Genomic DNA, 21,459 nt, shown 5'->3' on the forward strand with positions numbered 1-21,459 from the left:
AATAGGATATTATTCTTCCGGCAGCGCGACGACCATCAGGTTGAGGGCCTTGCCGTCGGTGAGCATGCCGGACTGGATGAGCACGCGCTTGCTATCCTTGCTCACGATCGGGTGCGTGTGGTCGGGGCGCATTTTGTGGCCGGTGGTGAGCATCGTGCGTTTGCCGGTGGCGCGGTTGATCGCGTAAACACTGCCTTTGAAGGTGTCGCCGACCGCCCACTTGCCGTCGGGGGAGCCGTTGCTGTGCCAGAAGCCGCCGAGCTGGCCGTTGCCCATGTCCTCCTCGACCTGGCCGAGCAGCTTCATCTCTTTTGTGCGGAGATTGATGACGGCGATGCCGGTCGGGTGCTCGCGAAGGTAGGGGAGGTGGCCCATGATGTTGAAGATGAGTTCATCGGGGCCGGCCACGGTTTCGTGCGTGATCCACTCGTCGTCGGTTTCGACGTAGATGGGGCGATTGTTGGAGCCGTCGGCGTTGCAGGCCCAGATGCGCTGCACGGCGTCGCCGGTGGTTTCGTGACAATAGATGATTTCACCGGGCGTCCACGGATTGGCCTGCAGATGGCCGAGACGGAAGGGGACTTTGATGACGTCGGTGATTTTGCCGGTGGCGATGTCGATCATCTTGATGCCGCAGTCGCCCTTGCCGGCCTCGGCGAAGCGTTTGCGGTTGGCTTCGCGGTCAACTTTCGGGTCGGTGTTGCTTTTGTCGATCTGGCGGGCGCCCTTGGAATCGCGCGCGGCGGCAGCCTGGCGCTGGCGCGCCTGCAGGTCGGGTTTTGCGTAGTTGACGCCCCAGTAGAGGCGCGTCTCGTCGGCGTCGAGCGCGAGGCCGCCGTCGCGCACATCATCGGGAAGCGTGACGACAATGCGCTCGTAGGTTTCGGGAGCTTTTAGTTCGCCGGCCATGCTGTCGGCAATGAGGTTGCCGATGTTGAGCTCGATGACTTGGAGGGGCCTCGGGGCTTCCAGCGTGGTCACCGATCCGGGCGGCAGGCGGCGCGGACCACCGCGCGAATAGTAGAGTTTCATTTCCTTGCGCGAGAGGTTGATCGAGCCGGTGTTGGTGGCGGGATCACCGGTGAGCTGAATGATGTCGCCGGTGATTTCGCTCACGACAAAAATCTGGCCGTTTTTGGCGCCGTCACGCGTGGAGCGGAAGATGATCCAGTTGCCGTCGGCCGTCCAGGTGTCGTGCGTCTGGTAGGGCTTGGCGTCGCTGAAGCTGGACGCGGTGAGCACGGTGAGCGTGGCTCCGGTGACGCGGTCGGTCATGGTGCGCATTTCCGACGGATAACGCTTGCCGACATTGGACGCGTCGAGCGCGGCGGGAACAATAAATGCGCAGAGCGCGGTGATGAGAAGGGTGCGTGTTTTCATTTTTGGTTTTGGGAAAGGTGCGGATGACACAAAGACTGCGCAATTGATGCGCATTGTCGCCGAATGTTTTTAGTGGACTGTCAACTGGCCGGCCACGCGCTTGTCTTGAGGCGTGTTTCGCAAAAATTCAGATGATGGATGGACAGCCACTGGTCGCCGCCTATTGTCCCCAACGCGATAAAGAAACGAACAACCCCCATCATCACCATGACTGACTCTGTTAATAATCTTTCAAGGCGAACTTTTTTGCAAACCGGCCTTGGCGCCGGCGCGGTTGCGTGGGCGAGCATTGCGTTTGGCGCAAAAAGCGTGTCCGGAAAAAACGCGTTGCCCGGGGCGCTTGAGCGCCAATCGGCCAGCACGCAGTTTCTGGAAAACGAGGTCGATGTCCTGGTTGTCGGCGGCGGCACGGCGGGGCATGTTGCGGCCATTCAGGCGGCGCGCGCCGGGGCGAAGACATTGCTTGTCGAGCGCTCGTCCATGCTTGGCGGAACCATGACGCTCGGCGGCGTGGCCTGGCCGGGCATCTTTCACGCATGGGGCAAGCAGATCATCGGAGGGTTTGGCTGGGAGCTTGTTAAAAAGGCGGCCGAGTTTGACGGCGATCCCATCCCGGATTTCACGGTGCCCTACGAGGGCCGCAAACACTGGCAGCACCAGATCAGGATCAATCAACATTTATACGCGCTTCTCGCGGAGGAGGCGGTGCTGGGCGCGGGCGCGGAGCTTTGTTATTACGAGTTTCCCGCGGGCATCCGCGCGGAGCCGGACGGCTGGATTGTCGCCACCGCCGGGCCGGGTGTTTGCCGCACAATTCGCGCGCGCCAGCTCGTCGACGCCACCGGCGGCGCCGACATTGCGGGCATGGCCGGATTGGCGCGGCTCCGTGAAAATGAAACCCAGCCGGGCTCGATTTTATACAAGACGGGGAGCGGCTTCATTCCCGGGCGCGACAAAACCCGCGCGATTTATGTCCATGGCGCGGACTCTTCGTCGGCGCTCACGCGAACACGCGACAACCAGCAGGCGCGGAGTTCCGTTTTGAAACGCCTGCGCGCGATCAAGGAAAAGACGCCGGAGAAGGCAAAGCTCACGCATTTGCAGCCGGAGGTGTCCATCCGCGAAAGCTGGAGAATCGACGCGGAATACAACGTGACCGTCGATGACTACCGCTCCGGGCGAAAATTCCCCGACGCGGTGTGCAACGCGTTTTACCCGGTTGACTTGCACACAAAAACTGGCGTGCGCCCCGAGCAGCTAAGCGAGGGAACCGTGCCGACAATTCCACGGCGCGCGTTGATACCGAAGGGCGGAAAAAACATTCTCGTCGCGGGCCGCTCGGTCGGCAGCGACCGGCTGGCCAATTCCGGCTTCCGAGTCCAGGCCCCGTGCATGGCGATGGGGCAGGCCGCCGGCGCAATCGCGGTTCTGGCCGCGAGGAAAAAATGCCAGCCGATTGACGTTCCCTTCGGGGAGGTTCGCGCGTTGCTCGAACAGCACGGCGCGATTGTTCCCTGAGCCGCGCTCAGGCGAGGTGGCCGTAGAGCGAGCTCACCGTGGCGCGCTCGATGCGGAACGGCACGAGCTGCCCGACGCGGTGCGGCTGTGTGTCGAATATCGCGACGCGGTTGCCGCGCGTGCGGCCGGTGAAGTGGAGACCGGTCTTGTCGCGCCCCTCGACGAGCACCTCCTGCACGGTGCCGACAAGCGACTCGTTTCGGCGGAGGGAATTGCGGTGCAGGATGTCGAGCAGGATTTGGTTGCGATGCTCCTTCACCTCGTCGGGAACCTGGTCGGCGAGCGCGGCGGCGGGCGTGCCCGTGCGTATCGAATATTTGAATACATAGGCCATGTCATAATTGCATGCCTCGAAGAGCTCGCGCGTTTGCTCGAAATCCTCGTCCGTTTCGCCGGGGAAGCCGACGATCACGTCGGTCGAAAAATAAATATCGGGGTTCGCCGCGCGCAGTGAATCGACGATTTCCTTGTAGCGCGCGGGTGAGTAAGGCCGGTTCATCGCCTTGAGGATGCGCTCGCTGCCCGATTGCATGGGCAGGTGCACTTGCTCGCAAAGTTTCGGCATGCGGCCCGGCGCGAAGGCGTCGACCAGGTCCTGCTTGAACCCGCGCGGATGCGGCGAGGTGAAGCGGATGCGCTCGATGCCGTCGACGGCGTGCACGCGCTCGAGCAGTTGCACGAAGGGCGAAATGCCGCCGGTGTGCGTGTAATCGCGCCGCCCGTAGCTCGTCACAATCTGGCCGAGCAGTGTGATCTCGCGCACGCCGCGCTCCGCAAGCCGCCGGCATTCCTCCACGATGTCGTCCATCGGGCGCGAGCGTTCGTCGCCGCGCGTTTTTGGCACGATGCAAAACGCGCAATCCATGTTGCAGCCCTGCTGGATCGAGACGAACGCGCTCACTTGTTTTTCGCCGGCTTCGTCCGAGTCAAACACGCGGTGATCCTTGATCGTGTTCTGGGAGCCGGCCTCCTCGGCAATGTCCACGATGGTTTCGCCGACGGGCAGGCCCGCTTCGCGCGCGGCGCGGATGTTGTCGAGATAACCGGGCACCTGGTGAAACTTTTGCGTGCCGATGACCAGGTCGACGTCGGGCAGTTTGTCGAGCAGCGCGGCGCCGCGGTTCTGCGCCATGCAGCCGAGGATGCCGAGGACGAAGTCGGGATTGCGGCGCTTGCGGCCCCGCATGTAGGACGCCTTGCCGATGGCTTTCTGCTCGGCGGCGTCGCGCACGCTGCACGTGTTCAGCAGCATGATGTCGCACTCGTCCTCGCTCCGCACGATGCGGTAGCCCCGGGCGCGCAACATCGCCGCGACCGCCTCGCTGTCGCGCTCGTTCATCTGGCATCCGTATGTCTTGATGTAAACCCGGTTCATCTTTTTTGCGCGCTGTTATGCGCGAATTGAGGGTGAATGAACAGACGCAAGGGGCCGTGTTCGTCAAACGGGAAAGCGCGGTTATTTGCGCGTTTGTCGCGCTATTTTGCCGCCGCATCAATCCACGCTTTGTGTTTTTCCAACTGTTGCGCAGCCTTGCATCGGCTGGTTTTTCGGGCGTGACTCTCCGCTTTGCCAGCACTTCATATCTCACACTTTCGCATGTCACAGCCCTCGAGCAGCCTGAACCTATTTCGCACCCGCCGTTTTTTGCCGCTTTTTGTCGTGCAATTTTTCGGGGCGTTTAACGACAATTTTTTCAAGAACGCCTTTGCCATTCTCGCCACGTTTCACTTCGCGGTGACGCACGACTGGAATGTCGCCGTGGTCACGCAGATCATCGCGGCGTTGTTCGCGCTGCCGTATTTTTTGTTCTCGGCGTTCGCGGGGCAGTTGTCGGACAAACTCGAGAAGTCGCGGCTGGTGCGCATCAACAAGCTGTGTGAAATCGTGATCGTGGCCTTCGGCTCGGCGGCGCTGATCATGGGCGTGGCGTGGATGCTGTTTGCGACGATTTTTCTGCTGGCGGTGCAATCGACTTTTTTCGGACCGCTCAAATACAGTTTGCTGCCGCACCATTTGCGGGAGAGCGAGCTGGTGGGCGGCAACGCGATTTTTGAGGCGGCCACGTATGTCGCCATCATCGGCGGGACGCTTCTCGGCGGCGTGCTGATCATGGTGAAGGGCGGCGCGTATATCGTGAGCGCCGGGCTGGTCGTCTGCGCGCTGGTGGGCTGGGGGGCGAGCCATTTTGTGCCTCAGGCGCCCTCGGAAACGCCCGACCTGAAAATCAACCGCAACATTCTCACGGCAACGCGCGACCTGATCGTTTTCACGTCGCGTCGGCGGCGGATTTTTTTGGCGATCCTGGGCATCTCGTGGTTCTGGCTCATCGGCGCGTTCTGGATCAACCTCACGCTGCCGTTTGTGAAGACGCAGTTGCACTCGGACAACCACACGGTGACGGCGATGCTGATTATCTTCGCCGTGGGCGTGGGCGCGGGGTCGATGTTTTGCAACCGCCTGCTCGGCGGAAAGCCGTCCGCGACCTACGTGCCGCTGGCGGGGCTGGCGATCTCGGTTTTCATGGTGCACGCGGCGCTGCTGACCGCGGGAATCGGCGACCGGTATGTGACGGAGACGTTTACGTTTTTCTCGTTCACGGGCCTTTGGCTTTGCGTGGATTTGCTGGGCGTGGCGATTTGCGGCGGCATATTCAGCGTGCCGTTGTATGCGCTGATGCAGCTGTGGTCGCCGCCCGCGTATCGCTCGCGCATCATCGCGGCGAACAACGTGATCAACGCGCTTTTCATGGCCGTGGTGGCGGTGGTGTGCGCCGTGCTGTTTGAACTGGGCGCGACCCCGACGATGCTGATCATGCTGCTGGCGATCATCAACGCCGTGATCGCGATCTACATCATCGCGCTGGTGCCGGAGGCGGTGCTGCACACGTTTTTGCGCTGGCTGCTCAAGGTGTGGTTCAAGGTCGAGGTGCGCGGAATGGAGCATTTCGACGAGGCGGGCAAGCGGCGCGTGATCATCGCCAACCACACGTCGTTTCTCGACTCGGTGCTGCTGACGGCGTTCCTTCCGGTGCGGCCGACGTTTGCGATCAGCCCCGACTGGGCGGCGCGCTGGTGGCTGAAACCGTTTTTACGACTGGTGAATGTTTACCCGGTCGATCCCACGAAACCGATGGCGATCAAGGCGCTCACCGCGCTCGCGCGCACGGGCGTGCCGATCGCGATTTTCCCCGAAGGGCGGCTCACGGTGACGGGCGGAATCATGAAGGTTTACGAGGGGCCGGGATTGATCGCGGACAAGGCCAACGCGGACTTGATCCCCGTGCAGATCGACGGCGCGATGCACACGATCTTCTCGCGCATGCGCGGAAAGTTCCGCCGCCGTTGGTTCCCGAAGATCACCATCAGCATTTTGCCGCCGCGCAAATTTCACCCGCCCGAGGGGCTTCACGGCCGCGACGGTCGCGCGCACATGGCGCGCGAGCTCTACGACATCCTCGTGCAGATCAACGTCGCGACGGCGGATTGCGGGCGCACGCTCTTCCGCAGCGTGATCGAGGCGGCGCTGCGCCACGGGCACAAGGTGCCGATTCTCGACGACACGAATTTCAGGCCGATCAGCTACCGGAAGCTGCTCGCGGCGAGTTTGTTTCTCGGCCGGAAAATGTGCGCCGGCACGAAGGCGGGCGACCCGATCGGCCTCTTGATCGCGACCAGCTCCGCGGCGGTGTGCGCGTTTTTCGGCGTGCAGTCGATGGGGCGCGTGTGCGCGATGCTCAACTACTCGGCGGGCCCGGCGAGCATCAAGGCGGCGTGCGAGTGCGCGCGGATTCGCGTGGTGTGGACCGCGCGCAAATTCATCGAGGTTGGAAAACTGCAGCACCTGGTTGACGCGATGCTCGAGTGCGGCGTCGAAGTGCGCTACCTCGAGGACGCGGCGAAGCGCAATTTCGGCGACTACCTGCGACTGCCGTTTTACCTGCGCGCCGCGCGCTGGGTGGCCACGAGCCGCGAGCGCCGCGCGGCGGAGGAATTGTTTGCGCGCAACCATTCGGGAAATGTTTACCAGACCGGCAGGACCACGCCGCCGATGCCGGTGCCGCCCGTTGCGTCAAGCGGCGCCGCAGACGCCCCCGCGCTGAGCGGCGCGGCGGCGCGACGCCAGCGGCTTTACGACATGCTCGCGAACGCGCGCTCGCGGCTGGTGAAGACGATCGAGCGGTTTTCGCGCTACGACGAATCCGTGCTCGCGGACAAGCCCGCCGTCATCCTGTTCACCTCGGGCTCGTCGGGCACGCCGAAGGGCGTCGTGCTTTCGCATCGCAACCTGATTTCGAATTACCAGCAGTTGCTCGCCGGCGTGGACATCACAAGCTCCGACCGCTTTTTCAGCGCCCTGCCGATCTTTCACGCGTTCGGGCTGACGGGCGGCGTGGTCGCGCCGATCCTGAACGGAACGCCCACGTTCATGTATCCGACGCCGCTGCACTACGGCATCATTCCGGAAATGATCTACCAGACAAACGCGACGCTCATTTTCGGCACGAACACATTTCTCGCCGGCTACGCGCGCCGCGCGCATCCCTACGACCTGTTCTCCGTGCGCTACATCGTGAGCGGCGCGGAAAAGCTGAAGGCCGAGGTGCGGCAGTTTTACTCGGAGCAATTTGGCGCGCGCATTTTCGAGGCCTACGGCTCGACCGAGGCGTCGCCCGGCATTTGCCTGAACACGCCCATGTATAACCGCCCCGGCTCCGTGGGCATGTTCCTGCCCGGCCTGGAATGGCGGCTCGATCCCGTGCCCGGCATCGAGCACGGCGGTCGCCTCTGGGTGCGCGGACCGAACGTGATGCTCGGTTATCTGCTTGTGGAAAATCCCGGCGTGCTCGTGCCGCCGCCCGGCGGCTGGTATGACACGGGAGACATCGTGGACGTGGACGACGAAGGTTACGTCACGATCATCGGCCGCGCAAAACGCTTTGCAAAAATCGCCGGCGAAATGGTGTCGCTCGCGGCGGTCGAGGAGCTCGCCTCGGCGACCTGGCCGGAGGCGCTGCACGCGGCGATCTCGCGCAACCATCCGCAGAAAGGCGAGGAGATCGTGCTCGTGACGGACCAGAAAAACCCGCAACGCTCCGAGCTTCTCGCCAAGGCGAAGGAAAAGGGGCTGGACGAGTTGCAAGTGCCGCGCGTGCTGATTGAGCGCGACGTGCCCGTGCTCGGCTCCGGCAAACCGGACTACCTGACGCTTGAAAAAGAGCTGCGCGAACCGGCGGAGGCGAGTGCCGCGCAATAACCGCCGAACCGCCTTCCCCGTGTGAAATAATAAACCGAAAAAGCTCGTCACCGCTTTATTGAATTGGCCGCATCTTGGAAATCTCCCCCTTCATGAAAAAACCTCACACCTCCCCCGGCGGTCGCACGTTCCGCCTTCGTATTATGGCGCTGGTTGCCGTTGTGATTTGTTTCAACGCCGCAACCGCCTTTGCATTGGAAACGGGGCCGGGCGAATATCGGCACGAGGACCGCGAAACCGGCAAGACGCTCACCGTGTGGTATTACAAGCCGGCGGATTTCGACGCGCGGACTCCGGTTGTGATCATCATGCACGGGATGGGGCGCAACGGGAAAAGTTATCGCGATTCGTGGGCGCGCCACGCGCAGGCAAAAAACTTCATGCTTCTGGTGCCCGAGTTTTCCAAGAAGGACTTCCCCGGCAGCGAGGCCTATAATCTCGGCAACTACATGCTGCCCGACAAGCGGGTCAGTCCGAAGTCGAAGTGGAGCTACACAATCATTGAAAGAATCTTTGATGATTTCAAAACCCGCCGCGAAAAAACCGATGTCCGAAAATACTACCTCTACGGGCACAGTGCCGGCGCGCAATTTGTCCATCGCCTGCTGCTGCTGCTGCCCGAGGCCCGCGTGCAGCTCGCCGTCAGCGCCAATGCCGGTTTCTACACCATGCCTGATTTCACGAAGGAATGGCCCTACGGCATCAAGGACACGAACCTTCCCAAGGATTCGCTTCGCCAATACCTGGCTGTGCCGATGGTGGTTCTGCTCGGCGAGAAGGACAACGATCCCAACCATTCCAGCCTTCCGCGCGCCCCCCAGGCCTACGAGCAGGGCGACAACCGTTTCGCGCGTGGAAACTACTTTTTCGACTTCTGCCAAAACGCCGCGAAAAAAAGCGACATTCCGTTTAATTGGAAAAGGCAAACCGTCCCCGGCGCCGGTCACAGCAACAAGTTGATGTCCGTTGCCGCCGTGGAACTCTTTGCCGCCGACATGGCCGCCGACAAAGCCGCTGCGGCAAAAGCGAAATAGATCCCGTGCGTTGACGGTGGGGCGCGCGTGCCGTGTGCGCCGGAAGTGACGGAAATCGACAACCAATCCGCGGCGGCCTCGGCGAGACCGCCCTACCGAAACAGCTTATGCCTGGCGCCGTGGCGCGTCCACATATACGAGCACGCCGGTGGCGTTGTCGCGGCCGCCGCGGTCGTTGGCGGTGGCGATGAGGCGGGCGAGGATGTCGGCGGGCGCGTCGTCCTTTGTCAGCATGACGGCGAGCTCAAGTTCGTTGATGGCCTTGTCGATGCCGTCGCTGCAGAAAAAATAGCGGTCGTTTGCCTGAAGGGGAAGCTGGAGCGTGTCGACCTCCGGATGCCCTTGCTGGCCTATGCAACGGGTGAGCGATTTTCGCTGCGCCTCGTTGTAAACCGCGTATCCGGCGGCGGCGCGGCGGCGCGCGTCGTTTTCGACGGTGTGATCCATCGTGAGCGGGGTGAGTTTGCCGTCGCGTATCCGGTAGCAGCGGGAATCGCCAACGTGCGCGAGGCAGAATTGATTTTCGCGCAAAACCGCGTAGGTGAGCGTGGTGCCCATGCCGATCGGGCTGATTTTTTCGGCCAGCGAACAAACCGCTTGGTTGACGCGACGCGTGACGGGCACGAGGTCGGGTATGGGGCCGTCGGGCATGGCGGCGATCTCCTTGCGCAAGGTGGTGACGGCCATCTGGGCGGCTTCCGCGCCGCCGGGCAGTCCGCCTATGCCATCCGCTACGCCGTAAAGCAGCAGCGAGTCGTCGCAAACGAAGCGGTCTTCGTTTGCGCGCCGGACTTTTCCGATATCAGTGGATGCTGCGCTGCGGATTTGCATATGTAGGTAATATGCAAAAACTGTGAAGGGATTCCGCTCCGAGTAAATGATGATTTTTTATTGTTCCTTTGTGCGGGCGAAAACGCGTGGTTTTGGACGCCGGCTAAACTTGGCAAAGTTCGGACCACTTGACTTGTGCCGGTGAAGGCGAATGGGCAAAATCACTCGAACGGGAGGAACACGTCGTCGCGATTTTCGCGCGTCATGCGCGTGATGCGGCGCTGGGGCAGGCATTCGAGAAAGAGGCGTCCGTAGGTTTTGGCGTGGAGGCGCGAGTCGAGCAGGGTGACGACGCCGCGGTCGGCGGCGGTGCGGATGAGGCGGCCCGCGCCCTGGCGAAATTTTATCAGCGCGTCGGGCAGCGTGAGTTCGTTGAAGGGGTTGCCGCCGCGGTTGCGGATCCATTCGGCGCGCGCCTCGAGCACGGGGTGCGTGGGCACCTCGAAGGGCAGGCGCGTGATGACGACTTGCGAGAGCGCGGGGCCGGGCACGTCGATGCCCGTCCAGAACGAGTCGGTGCCGAAGAGGATGGCGTTGCCCGCCTCGCGCATGAGACGCGCGAGCTCGGTGCGCGAGCGTCCGTCGCCTTGCATGAGGAAGGGGCGCGCATAGTCGGCGAAATCGCGGGCGAGCGCCTGCGCGGCGGCGCGCATGTCGGCGTAGCTGGTGAAGAGCACGAGCGAGCCGCCGGGGACGCGCAACGTGCAGTGACGCAGGTAGTCGATGAGCGCGTCGAGCGCGAGCCGCGCGTCCTTGGGCGAGGGAAGGGGGATGTCGGTCGCGGCGAAGACGCGCATGTGGCGCTCGAAGTCGAAGGGCGATTTTTCGACTGCCCAGCGCACGCCGGTCGCGCCGATGCGTTGCTGGAAGGGCTCGATGGCGCCGCCCATGGCGAGCGTGGCGCTGGTGAAGAGCACGGAGGTGTTGCGCTCGAGGAGCGTCTCGCGGAGCGCGGGGGCGATGTCGATGGGGGCGTTGCGGAGGGTGACGATGGTGTGGCGGCGGCCCGTGCGCTCGACCCAGTAAACGGATTCGTCGTCGGAGAGTTTCAGGAAGTCGCGTAGCGTGGCGAGGCAGGTGTTGAGCTTGCGGTATTGCTCCAAAAGTTCCTCGCGGGCGCGACCGGCCTCGCCGTTGTCATCGAATTTGTCGGCGTAGGCGCGCACGGCCTTGATGAGCGCCTGGAGGGGAGGGTTGAGCCACGGCTCGGCGATGCCGGGCTCGCGCACGCGGACGATGGCGCGCTGGGCGAGGACGCGCTCGGCGATGTGCGAGAAAAACTGGTGCGCGGCCTCGATGGCGTCGCTGACGAGCTGGAGGGTTTCGAGCGGGGCGCGGAGTTTGACGAGGAGGCCGCGTTTGTTTTTCGGGTTGTAGAGATATTTGAGCATGCGGTCCACGCCGTAGCTGGAGAGGCGCATGCCGAAGTGGTCGGTGGCGACGCCGGGCACGGTGTGCGCCTCGTCGAGCACGACAAAGTCGTCGGGGAAAAGGATGCCGCGTGTCGCGCCGCCTTTTTCGCGCGCGCCGCCGGCGTTGATGAGCGCGAAGAGGAGCGCGTGGTTGACGATGATGAGGCTGGCCTTGGCGATGCGAGCGCGGGCGCGCTGGTAGAAGCATTTTTCGCAATCGCAATATTTGCGCGCGCATGCGGACGAATCGGCGTTGACCATTTCCCAGACATCGGGCGAGGGCGGCGGGTTGAGTTCGTGGCGGAGTCCGTCGCGCGAGGTGTCGGCCCATTCGGCGATGCGCCGGAGTTCGTCGTGCTCGGGCGTGGAGAAGAGCTCGTGCTTGTCCTTGAGGGCGGCGGCGAGTCGCGTGGTGCACAGGTAGTTGGATTTGCCGACGAGGACGGCGCTCTTGAAGTCGGCGTATTTTTTGAGCTCGGGGCGCGAGGAAAAGATGCCGCGGCAGTGAGGGATGTCCTTTTTCTCAAGCTGTTCCTGAAGCGCGATGGTGTGTGTGGAAACGACGAGCTGGCGCGACTGGTCGACGGCGTGGATGATGCCGGGCAGGAGGTAGGCGAGCGATTTGCCGACGCCGGTGCCGGCCTCGAAGAGGAGCGGCTCGTCGTCCCGCATGGCCGCGGCGACGGCGCGCGCCATGGCTTCCTGTTGCGGGCGGTGCTCGAGATCGTGTCCGGACTGGAGCCATCCGCCCTCGGCGAAGATGCGCGCGGCCAGCCGCGGCGCGTGCGAAGGCGGCGGCTCGGGCGGCGGAGGCATGTCCTCCGGCGAGTGCGGGTTGGAGAGTCCGATCATGTTGGCGGAGTGAAGGGAAAACAGTGAGTGCGCGGATGCGCGCGGTGCGCAAACTATTCCGCGAGAATTTTTCCACGGGCGTGACGAGGTGCGGCGGACGGTCTTAAAATGGTTGCAACAGCACGCCGCTTTTTCAGATTCGGGCGCATGTTTATTATCCTTGGCAGCGATGGTGTTGAGTATGGGCCGGTGGATGCGGCCACGGTTAAGGCGTGGCTGAACGAGGGCCGCGCGGTTTTGCAGACGAAGGCGCGGAGGGCGGATTCGCCCGAGTGGCAAACGCTGGCGGCCTTTCCGGAATTCGCGGAGAGCGAAACACCGCCGCCGCTGCCCGATTCGGTCAGGAAAACTCCGGTCACAATCGATGCCGAGGCGTATGCGGCGGACTTGGTCGCGCGCGCGAAACCGCTCGATGTCATTGGCTGCATTTCGCGCGGGTGGGCGTTTTATAAATCGGATTTCGGACCCATTCTTGGCGTGACGCTGCTGACGCTGGTGTTGATGAGCGCGATACCGTTTGGCGCCGTGATCGCCACGGGGTTGGGCATGGCGGGGATTTATTATTATTACCTGGGAAAAATGCGCGGGCAGCAAAGGCAGCTTTCGGATGTGTTTGTGGGATTGTCGCGCATGACCACGCCGCTGATCGTGGGCAACCTGGCGATTTTTGGGATCGTGTTCGCGTGCATGCTGCCGATCTATGCTTTTGTTGTGGTCGGGGCGATTATGCAATCCCCGGCGGGATTGATAGTGGCGGCGGCCGGCGGATTGGCGGGCATGGCCGTGATACTCTACATTTCGGTGGTGTTTACTTTTGTGTTTCCGCTTATCATCGACAAAAATCTCGACTGGAAGGATGCGGTGAAGGTGAGCCGGCGCGTGATTGGGGCGCAGTTTTGGCGGTTCCTGTTGTTGATGATTTTGGTGGGACTGATTTCGTGCCTCGGATTGCTGCTATTTTTTATCGGCGTGTATCTGCTGGTGCCCCTGGCCATTGCCTCGTATGCGCAGGCGTATGAGGATTTGTGCAACCCGAAGGATTGAGATTGCGCGCCGGAGACGCGCATCGACGCGATTCGGCATTCAGTTAATAATTGCATTGGGCGCGCGCGATTGCATGGTTCGCCGGTTCCAAGCATGGAACCCAAGGCACAATCGTATTTTTCGGAGGCGCGCAGCACGTTGCTGCTCGCGGTGCCGATCATTGCCGGCCAGGTGGGGCAGGTGCTGATGGGGATCACCGACAGCTACATAATCGGTCGCATCGGGGACAAGGTTTCGTTCGCGGCCTCGTCGTTTGCGGGCAATATTTTCAACATGTTCTACATCGCGGCGATCGGGCTGCTGGCGTCGGTGCCGGTGCTGGTGGCGCGCGCGCATGGCGAGAACAATCCGCGCGAGTGCGGCGAGCTGCTGAGGCACGGTTTGCTGATCGCGGTTGTGTTTTGCGCGCTCGAACTGGCGGCGTTGTTTGTGTTGAGCTTTCATTTGCACCTGTTCGACCAGCCGGAGGCGGTCGTGGCGGCGGCGGGGGCGTATTTCCGCATCGTGGCGGTGTCGCTCGTTCCGGTGATGATTTTTCAAGTGCTGCGGCAATATTCCGAGGCGATGGGGCGGCCGTGGGAGCCGATGGTCATTTTGCTTTCGTGCGTGGTGCTCAATGTGTTCCTGAACTGGGTGCTGATCTACGGCAACCTGGGCGCGCCGAAGCTGGGGCTTGTGGGCGCGGGCTGGGCGACGTTGATTTCGCGCGTGGCGGCGGCCGTCGCCTTGTTTTGGTGGCTGAGGCGCGCGGCCACGGCGGGCGATTGGGACGAGCTTGAGCGCAAGGCGTGGCCGGCGCGGTGGTTTTACCGGGCAAAGGGCTCGCGGATCATCGCGATGCTGCGCATCGGCGTGCCGACCTCGGGGCAGTTGCTGTTTGAGAGTGTCGCGTTCGCGGCGGCGGCGGTGATGATGGGCTGGTTCAACAGCGTCGATCCGATCGCGGCGCACCAGATCGCGATGAACTGCGCGGCGTTCACATTTATGTTTGTGCTGGGCTTGGCGACGGCGGCGTCGATCCGGGTGGGCCAGTGCGCGGGCGCGGGCGAGCGCGAGCGTCTGCGCGTGGTGGGTTTCAGCGCGATGGCGATGTGCGTGCTTTGGATGTCGATGGCCGCCGTGGCGATTTTTCTGGGGCGCTGGATGGTCGCGGGCTGGTTCAAGCAGGACGCGGCCGTGACGGCGCTCGCGGCGCAATTTTTGGTGGTGGCGGCGGTGTTCCAGATTTTCGACGGCGTGCAAGTCGTGGGCGCGGGCATGCTGCGCGGGCTGACCGATGTGAAGGTGCCCACGCTGGTCACGTTTGTCGCGTATTGGGTGATCGCGCTGCCGCTGGGATATTTTTACGGCGTGCGCGGCGGCGGCGGGCCGGTGGGCATCTGGATCGCGCTGGCGGCGGCGCTGACGGTCGCCGCGGTGATGCTTTCGCTGCGATTTGCGCGATTGACGCGGACGGGGCAACTGCGCGGTTAAATTCGAAAATCAGCCACGAGCACACTGCTGCGATTGTCCGGGCGCGGTCCCACGGTGCGCATGGCTCGGAACGCGGCAACAACCGAGGCGTCAAACACGGTGCTGCCCGATGTGCGGAGGATTGTGACTTCGCCGATGGTGCCATCGGCGGCGACTTCGTATTGGATGCGCACGGCGAGTTCGCGCTTGGGGCCGAGGGTGGCGGGGATTTCGTAGGCGTCTCTTAATGTTTGCGTGAAGATTGCAAAATAGCTGTCGATTTCTGAATGCTCATCCTTGGTGGAGGAGTGTCCGATCAGGGGCATCGTGATGCCCGCGGTTGTTTCGTCCTTGGAGGTTTCGCCGGGGGCTGGAATAGTGAATGATGGCAGTTCGGAGAGCAATGGCGCGGAGTGCGCAAATGTTTCGGACGCCGCAGGCTGAAGGTTTGGGCTTGCGGGCACGGTGTGATGTGGTTGCGGCAATGGCGGCGGTTCGGGTTTGCCGGCGAGGCTGGCGGGTTTTGCTTCATCGGCGGAATCGAGGGGAGGCGTTGCCGGCTCGTCGGGTTGGAGCGTGATAATAACTTCGTTCGTTTTGGGCGCGGGGCTGAAGAGGTTTGTTGACAAGGCCACCGCGACGCCAATGCACACGGCATGGATCAACATGGAGCAACCGCAGGCTTTGAGCCGGCGCGCGCGCTGGGGAGTGATGCGCAGTTTCATGACAACGATTGGCAGCCTTGCGGAGTGGCGGGGTTTTGACAAGTGCAGGGAACGATAATTGCCACACTCTTTTTGTTGGGGGATTATCTGTCGGGTGGGGGGAATCAATTTTGAGAGTTTTACGTCCGCGCCGGTGTTCCTTTTAGGGGTATTTTGAAAATGGCATGCCCACCTGAAATTATTATGCAATAAACGTCATTTATTGCAAAGTCATAACAATCTATCAATCAGGTGATTGCTTGACTTGTTTGCGAACTGCCCCAAATAATATCGCTCCCCACCAAAACCCTAAACCCAAAACGCAGTTTGCAGGAATCATTCTGTCTCCACGGGATTAACGTAAATAAATCATAAAAAATAACCCATAATCAGTCCTCAAAACGATGAACACTAAACATAGCCGCACCACTTCCATCTGTTGCCCTGGTAATTGTTCAATTAAATCCCTCGCCACGGCTGCCGCCGTGTTTGCCGCGGGATTTTTCTCACCGCTCTCGGCTGCGATACAGTATGACGACAACGATTACCGTTCGGACCCGGTATCGACCGGTGCCGCGGGCAATGTCGAGGAACTGCGTGTGAACAACGGACATGCGGCGCAGGCCGGCACCATCAGCGGCGAGGGCGGCGTGCTCAAAACCGGGGCGGGCGACCTCTGGCTGGCTGCGGAAAACACGTTTGCCGGCGGACTGACGATTGGCGGAGGAATTATTTCATTTTATCAAGGTTCCGCGCGCGCCGATGGAGCGCTCGGTGCCGCTGGCGGCGCGATCACGCTCGACGGTGGACTACTCTACTCGACCCACTCCATCACGATTGATCCGACTCGACCTATTACACTTGGTGCGAATGGCGGTGCGCTGGCCGGCAATCTCATCATCAACCAAACTATCGGCGGTAGCGGTGCGCTGTCTGTCGAGCACTATGGTAGCAATTCATCTACCATCCTCGGCGGCTTTCAAAACTACACCGGCGCAACCACGGTCGACAGCACAGAACTTTGGATTACGGGCACATCGCTCAACCCGGGCGGAATCACGTTGATCGGCGAATCCTATCTGCAAGTCGGCGATTATGACTCGGACGCGGCGCGTCTGGACGGCTTGGTGAACGCCCGCGATGGCAGCGTCTACTTTTTGGGCGAGTCGCTTTTCAACGGAACGATAAATCTCGGCACCGACGACGCGTCATCCGTGTGCACGCTGTCCTTTGGGGAAAATAGTTCCGCCGGAAGCTCCGCCTTTAACATTAATCCCAACGGCAGTCTTCAATTTTGGGACAATGCCCTGCCCGGTTCGGCCACCATCAAGAACAACGGCGGCACGATTGAGTTTTATTATTTCGACATGCCTGTTTCCGCGGCCTCGGTGAGCATTGTCAATGAAGCCATGTCTTCTTTCCCGGGATATGTTTATATTCAAACCATGGGCGGCCTGGGCGATACCTTTGCCATTGGTCATCTGGCCGGTAGCGGCAACGTTTATATTGGCGATTCCACCCTCATCCTCGGCGGACTCGACAGTCGCGACATGGTCATCAGCGGCACCATCTCGTTTGGCGATCCGGGCGGTTACGGCGGCGTGCTAGGCGGCCTTCGAAAAATCGGTGACACCACGCTCACACTGAGCGCGGCCAACGCCTATTACGGCCCCACTTCCCTGGTTGCGGGCAGAATCGTTCTCAGTGCCGCCGACGCCGTCTCATACAGCGCGCTCGTCGAGCTCGCCGAGAACACCACAATGTCACTCACGGCCGACAACACCCTCTGGAACCTTACCGCCGGCTCCACGTCCGCCAGGCTCGAGCTTGCCAACGGTGCCACGGCCACGCTTGCCAACGGTATTGTCGAAAACATCGACACCTATTACGGCGGCACCACCGTCGTCATTTCCAACGGCACCACCGCTTTTGCCGGCAGCATTGCGGGCAACGGCGCAATCACAAAAACCGGCGATGGCACGCTTCTCCTCTCCGGCGTTAATACTTACACCGGCAACACCACGATTGAGGAGGGCGAGCTCGCCATCGCCTCCGACGCCGCCCTCGGCGCGGCTGGTGGCACGATTACCGTCATGGGGTATTCCAATGCGCCCGAAATCACCCTTGCTGGTGATGTTGATGCCGCGAGCCGCGCACTTTCCCTCGTCAAGCTGGCCGATCCCGGCGTGTCCGAGACCAGTGCCGCCGCCATAATCAACACCGCCGGTCACACGCTCGCCATTGGCCGGGGGCTTTCCGGTAACGGCAATCTTCAGGTCACCGGCGGCGGCGAGGTTTCGATTGCCGGAACCGTTGCGCATGCCGCCACAATTGAAGTCACAGGCGCCGCCACGCTCGCTCTCGCCGGCGCGGGAAGCGCGGGCAAAATTGTCCTCGGCGACGGCGCTCTCGCCCCCAACGGCGAGCAAACCATCGCCAGCCTCGAATGGCAGTCCGGCGGCACGCTCAAGGTGGACATTGACCGCGGCGACCGCCTCAACGTGACCGGTGTGATCGAGCGCGCCGGCGCCAGCCTGCTCAATGTCGCCCCTGTGAAAAGCGGCGCGTGGGCCGGGAACGAAACCCACGTCATCGCCAACTTTGCCGGCACATCGCTCACAAACGCCGATTTCGCCACGCTCACACTCGGTGACGGAATCACGGGCCGGATCATTGTCGATGGCAACACGCTCAAGCTCACCACCGCCTCCGATGTCGAGCCGGAACCGTCGACCAACCCCTACACGGCTTGGATAAACGGTTTCAATCTCCCCGTCGCCGATCGCGCGCCCACGGCCGATCCCGATGGCGACGGCATTCCGAATCTTCTCGAGTTCATCCTCATGCTCGATCCGACCAAGGTTGATTGCCATGGCATCGTCGCGACCACGGTCATCGTTGGCCAAAGCAAATATCCCGCGGTCGGCTACGTGCGCCGTCGCGCCCTTGGCGATGTCCGGTCGGCCGTGCGCATTTACAGCAATCTCAAGCAGGCCGCCGATCTCAATCCCGTCGAGGTCTCCGTCACCGCTCGCGACGCGCTGAGCGACTACGTCATCATCCGCTCCGCCTCGCCCCTCACGCAACGCGCCAGCCAGTTCTTCCGCATCGAGGCCACCGCGCCATCCTCGCTCAGGGGCACGGTCACGCGCTCCATTCCCATCTCGATGCTCTCCGACCCCGTCGGCGCGATGTATCGCGGTTTTTCATACGGCAGAACCGCCACGGTCGCGTTCCCGCTGCTCGACGATGTCTGGGCCGGCATCGTTTCCGCCGGTTCCAGCAAAACGATCACCTTCAACGAAACGCTTCCCGCGCTTGAGCGCGGCGCCAGTTACTACCTTGAGGTTGTCACCGGGCCGCGCGCCGGTGATCGCTATGATGTCGCGGAAGTTGCGGGCCAGTCCGCGAAGCTCGACCTCTCCGCGTCCTCATGCAGCACCGTGAAAAACGTGCTTCCCGCGGACATCGCCGGAGCCCGCTGCATCCTGCGCGAGCACATGACGCTCGCCAAGCTCGGGCAGCTTTTGGATGCCGGCAAAAGGGACTCCGCTGACATTGCGGCGACCGCGCACAAGTGTGTTTGCAAGAAAACATACAGGCATCGCGGCAAATACAACATCCGCAGCCTGTCCCACAGGCAGCTGTGCCGCGGAGATTGTTATCATGGCGGCAATGGCGGCAGCCAAAACACATCGGCCTTTGGTTACAGCCACGTGGAAGTTTATCATGGTCCGTTGATGGGCTGGGTTTGTTATTATCCCGATAGCACGGGCGCGGTTTGGACCCTGCAAAAGAACCCCGGAAGAACTGCCGTCAACAAAGCCGGCACGATCATCGCCCCCGGCACGGTGGTCAAGGTTGTCGCGCGCGCACCCGGCCTCAGTCTTGTGCAAACGGGTTCCGTTCGCACGAACCCGTTCAACCTGCCGCTCGTCAGGGGCCTGCAATTGTTCTCGACCGGCTTTCCGTGCGCGATGAGCTCGGACGAGCTCGCGATGACACGGGACAACGGCTGGACGGGCGCGCCGTTTTCGTTGCTCGCGGACGAGGTCTACGCGCTGAGCTCCAAGACCACGTCGGGTTACATGCACTACCTCGACAGCAGGGGAGTCTGGAGGGCCCTGTTCGGCCAAAAATCCTCCATCGTCATCGGCCCCGATGATTACATCAAGGTCAAGCGCATGAGGGCCGACGAGGACTATACAATCCTGCCTCCGTTCTGATTATATATTAATAAACTAAAAAAGGCGCCCGGCCAGTTTTGCCGGGCGCCTTTTTCGTTTATGCATCCTGGCAACCACGGCGGTTTCGGCGTTTCGCGCGTTGGCGTTAGTCAGCCAACCACCCTACTATTGATGACGCCTAAAGAATAAACTTGGTCGTAAATAGTATGATTTTTAGAGTTTCAATGCCGCGCGCAAACGGTCCGCCAGCTTTCGCGCGTTCGGGCGCACTTGCTCGGTGCGCGGGTTCCATGCGAGCACGAGGTCGCGTTTCAGTTTTCCCAGTTCCGGCGCGTTTGCCTCGACGAAACTGCCGCGCTCCATGTCGCGCAACGCGATCGCCGGCAGCACCGCCGCGAATCCGCCCGAGCGCACCGCCGCGAGCGTTTGCGGAAAACTCTGGCACACCAGCGCCGGCTTCATTTCCACGCCCACTTTGGCGGCGACTTCGCGCAGGCGCTGCGTGAATTGTCCGTCCGCCATTTGCGCCGCGAGGGGCAGCGCGCCGCCGAGCACGTCGACCAGGCCGATCTTCTGTTTCGCCGCGCGCGCGGGGCCGCCGAACAACGCCGCCGGCACCACGCCCGCGTAGGCGAGCGTGCCGAGTGACGCGGACTTCAGGCCGTCGGTCAGCGCATCCTTGCGGATCACGCCGAAATCCACGCGGCCGTCGCAAAGCTGCTGCACGATTTCGTTTGTGCGCAGGTTCACCGTCACGAATCGCGCCTTGTCGCCAAACTCCGACACCAGCGCGCCGAGCTTCGGAATCACAAACCAGTGGATGAGGCTGTCGCCCGCCGCGATTGTGTAATCGATGCTTTCCTCGCGGCACTCCGAGCGAAAATCCTCCAACGCGCGCAACTGCGCCCGCGCCAGTTCCGCGAGTCGCGCGCCCTGCGGGCTGAGCTTGAGCAGCTTGCCCCGTCGCCTCGCGACTTCGCAGCCGAAGAACTCCGATATCTCGCGCAACTGGCGGCTGTATTGGCTCTGGCGAATCAAGTCGCCGGGGGCGGCCTGCGCGATGCTCCCCGCGTCGTGCACCTCGACAAGCACGCGCAACCGGTCGAGCGAAAGTCCCCTCTCTGCGAACAATTTTTCAAACATGATTATCCAGTCATATATTATGCGTCAACTATAGTGGAAGGAAAAAATATTTCGTGTATTCTCCTACCCCAATCCATTGAACGCGGATTGCGCGGACAGGCGCGGTTAACCACCGCAGGGACCGTCCGTGTGATCCGTGAATAATAAAACTTTTCAAACAACCAACTCATCATGACACACACACACGCGCACATGCAGCCCGGCATCCGGGCCTCGGAACAGTATCGCCCCGGCATGGATTCGCGCGACGTGCAAAGTCTCAAGTCCGCAATGAACAATTTCGTCCATAATATAAACACACAAGGAAGCGGTGCCTAGACGCACCCGGAACACACGTAGTGATTCCAACAGCGAGCCCGCTTCCAAATCCGGAAGCGGGTTTTTTATTTCGCGCCAAAACCACGCCGCGAAAAACGAAAACCATGCGACGACTCCGGAACCCGCCGGGAGACCCATGCCCGTTGGTCAATTTTCAGATTCCACAGGTGGCTTCACAGCTGAGCCCAGATCAATCAGCCAACGTCCGCGCAAAATCCCGCGGTCGTCCAAACCGCTAGCATGCAAACAATGCGCGCGAGAGGGACGCGGGTGTGTGTTCTTTTACGCGCTTCGCGCCAATGAAGAATGTATGCTGTGAAATGTGGAATA

At 61.8% G+C, this 21,459-nt stretch carries 13 protein-coding genes; 7 read left to right on the forward strand and 6 right to left on the reverse strand.

What is annotated here, in order from left to right; genetic code table 11:
• Window positions 1-9: 9 nt before the first annotated feature.
• Window positions 10-1,380: an oligogalacturonate lyase family protein gene (locus CKA38_RS06340; protein ID WP_108826450.1), complete on the reverse strand. Its 1,371-nt coding sequence runs from the start codon at window positions 1,378-1,380 to the stop codon at window positions 10-12.
• A 207-nt stretch (window positions 1,381-1,587) separates the two neighbouring features.
• On the opposite strand from CKA38_RS06340, the gene CKA38_RS06345 reads away from it, so the two are divergent.
• The gene (locus tag CKA38_RS06345; RefSeq protein WP_236919189.1) at window positions 1,588-2,898 is read left to right on the forward strand and encodes an FAD-dependent oxidoreductase; all 1,311 of its coding nucleotides are present in this window, start codon (window positions 1,588-1,590) and stop codon (window positions 2,896-2,898) included.
• 7 nt (window positions 2,899-2,905) lie between these two features.
• Here CKA38_RS06345 and miaB read toward each other — a convergent pair whose 3' ends face one another.
• Window positions 2,906-4,273 carry a tRNA (N6-isopentenyl adenosine(37)-C2)-methylthiotransferase MiaB gene (gene miaB / locus CKA38_RS06350; RefSeq protein ID WP_108824736.1) on the reverse strand — a complete coding sequence of 456 codons (1,368 nt, stop codon included), beginning with the start codon at window positions 4,271-4,273 and terminating at the stop codon, window positions 2,906-2,908.
• 222 nt (window positions 4,274-4,495) lie between these two features.
• Between miaB and CKA38_RS06355 the strand changes: the two genes are divergently transcribed.
• Together CKA38_RS06355 and CKA38_RS06360 are read left to right on the forward strand one after the other, a co-directional pair.
• On the forward strand, window positions 4,496-8,152 hold the full coding sequence (locus CKA38_RS06355; RefSeq protein WP_108824737.1) for an MFS transporter: 3,657 nt from the start codon (window positions 4,496-4,498) through the stop codon (window positions 8,150-8,152).
• A 92-nt stretch (window positions 8,153-8,244) separates the two neighbouring features.
• The gene (locus tag CKA38_RS06360) at window positions 8,245-9,186 is read left to right on the forward strand and encodes an alpha/beta hydrolase family protein (protein WP_152032707.1); all 942 of its coding nucleotides are present in this window, start codon (window positions 8,245-8,247) and stop codon (window positions 9,184-9,186) included.
• 105 nt (window positions 9,187-9,291) lie between these two features.
• On the opposite strand, the gene CKA38_RS06365 is transcribed toward CKA38_RS06360, so the two are convergent.
• Together CKA38_RS06365 and CKA38_RS06370 are read right to left on the reverse strand one after the other, a co-directional pair.
• Window positions 9,292-10,017, reverse strand: coding sequence for a PP2C family protein-serine/threonine phosphatase (locus CKA38_RS06365; protein WP_108824739.1), 726 nt, complete (start codon window positions 10,015-10,017; stop codon window positions 9,292-9,294).
• 161 nt (window positions 10,018-10,178) lie between these two features.
• Complete coding sequence (locus CKA38_RS06370; RefSeq protein ID WP_108824740.1) at window positions 10,179-12,281, reverse strand: ATP-dependent DNA helicase; 2,103 nt, start codon at window positions 12,279-12,281, stop codon at window positions 10,179-10,181.
• Between the two features lie 147 nt (window positions 12,282-12,428).
• Here CKA38_RS06370 and CKA38_RS06375 point away from each other — a divergent pair, with 147 nt between their 5' ends.
• Window positions 12,429-13,325 (forward strand): hypothetical protein, encoded by an 897-nt coding sequence (locus CKA38_RS06375; RefSeq protein WP_108824741.1) that lies wholly within the window; start codon window positions 12,429-12,431, stop codon window positions 13,323-13,325.
• Between the two features lie 93 nt (window positions 13,326-13,418).
• Entirely contained in the window at window positions 13,419-14,798 is a 1,380-nt protein-coding gene (locus tag CKA38_RS06380; protein ID WP_108824742.1) for an MATE family efflux transporter, read from the forward strand.
• On the opposite strand, the gene CKA38_RS06385 is transcribed toward CKA38_RS06380, so the two are convergent.
• On the reverse strand, window positions 14,795-15,502 hold the full coding sequence (locus CKA38_RS06385) for a TonB family protein (RefSeq protein ID WP_108824743.1): 708 nt from the start codon (window positions 15,500-15,502) through the stop codon (window positions 14,795-14,797). The two genes, CKA38_RS06380 and CKA38_RS06385, sit on opposite strands and share 4 nt — an antisense overlap.
• A gap of 383 nt (window positions 15,503-15,885) precedes the next feature.
• On the opposite strand from CKA38_RS06385, the gene CKA38_RS06390 reads away from it, so the two are divergent.
• Window positions 15,886-19,707: an autotransporter-associated beta strand repeat-containing protein gene (locus CKA38_RS06390; protein ID WP_108824744.1), complete on the forward strand. Its 3,822-nt coding sequence runs from the start codon at window positions 15,886-15,888 to the stop codon at window positions 19,705-19,707.
• Window positions 19,708-19,881: 174 nt separating this feature from the next.
• Here the strand turns inward: CKA38_RS06390 and CKA38_RS06395 are convergent, their stop codons facing one another.
• On the reverse strand, window positions 19,882-20,811 hold the full coding sequence (locus tag CKA38_RS06395; RefSeq protein ID WP_108824745.1) for a LysR family transcriptional regulator: 930 nt from the start codon (window positions 20,809-20,811) through the stop codon (window positions 19,882-19,884).
• A 171-nt stretch (window positions 20,812-20,982) separates the two neighbouring features.
• On the opposite strand from CKA38_RS06395, the gene CKA38_RS15700 reads away from it, so the two are divergent.
• Window positions 20,983-21,129 carry a hypothetical protein gene (locus CKA38_RS15700; protein ID WP_161554772.1) on the forward strand — a complete coding sequence of 49 codons (147 nt, stop codon included), beginning with the start codon at window positions 20,983-20,985 and terminating at the stop codon, window positions 21,127-21,129.
• Window positions 21,130-21,459 lie beyond the last annotated feature (330 nt).

The sequence above is a fragment of the Ereboglobus luteus genome (assembly GCF_003096195.1).
Lineage (GTDB): Bacteria > Verrucomicrobiota > Verrucomicrobiia > Opitutales > Opitutaceae > Ereboglobus > Ereboglobus luteus.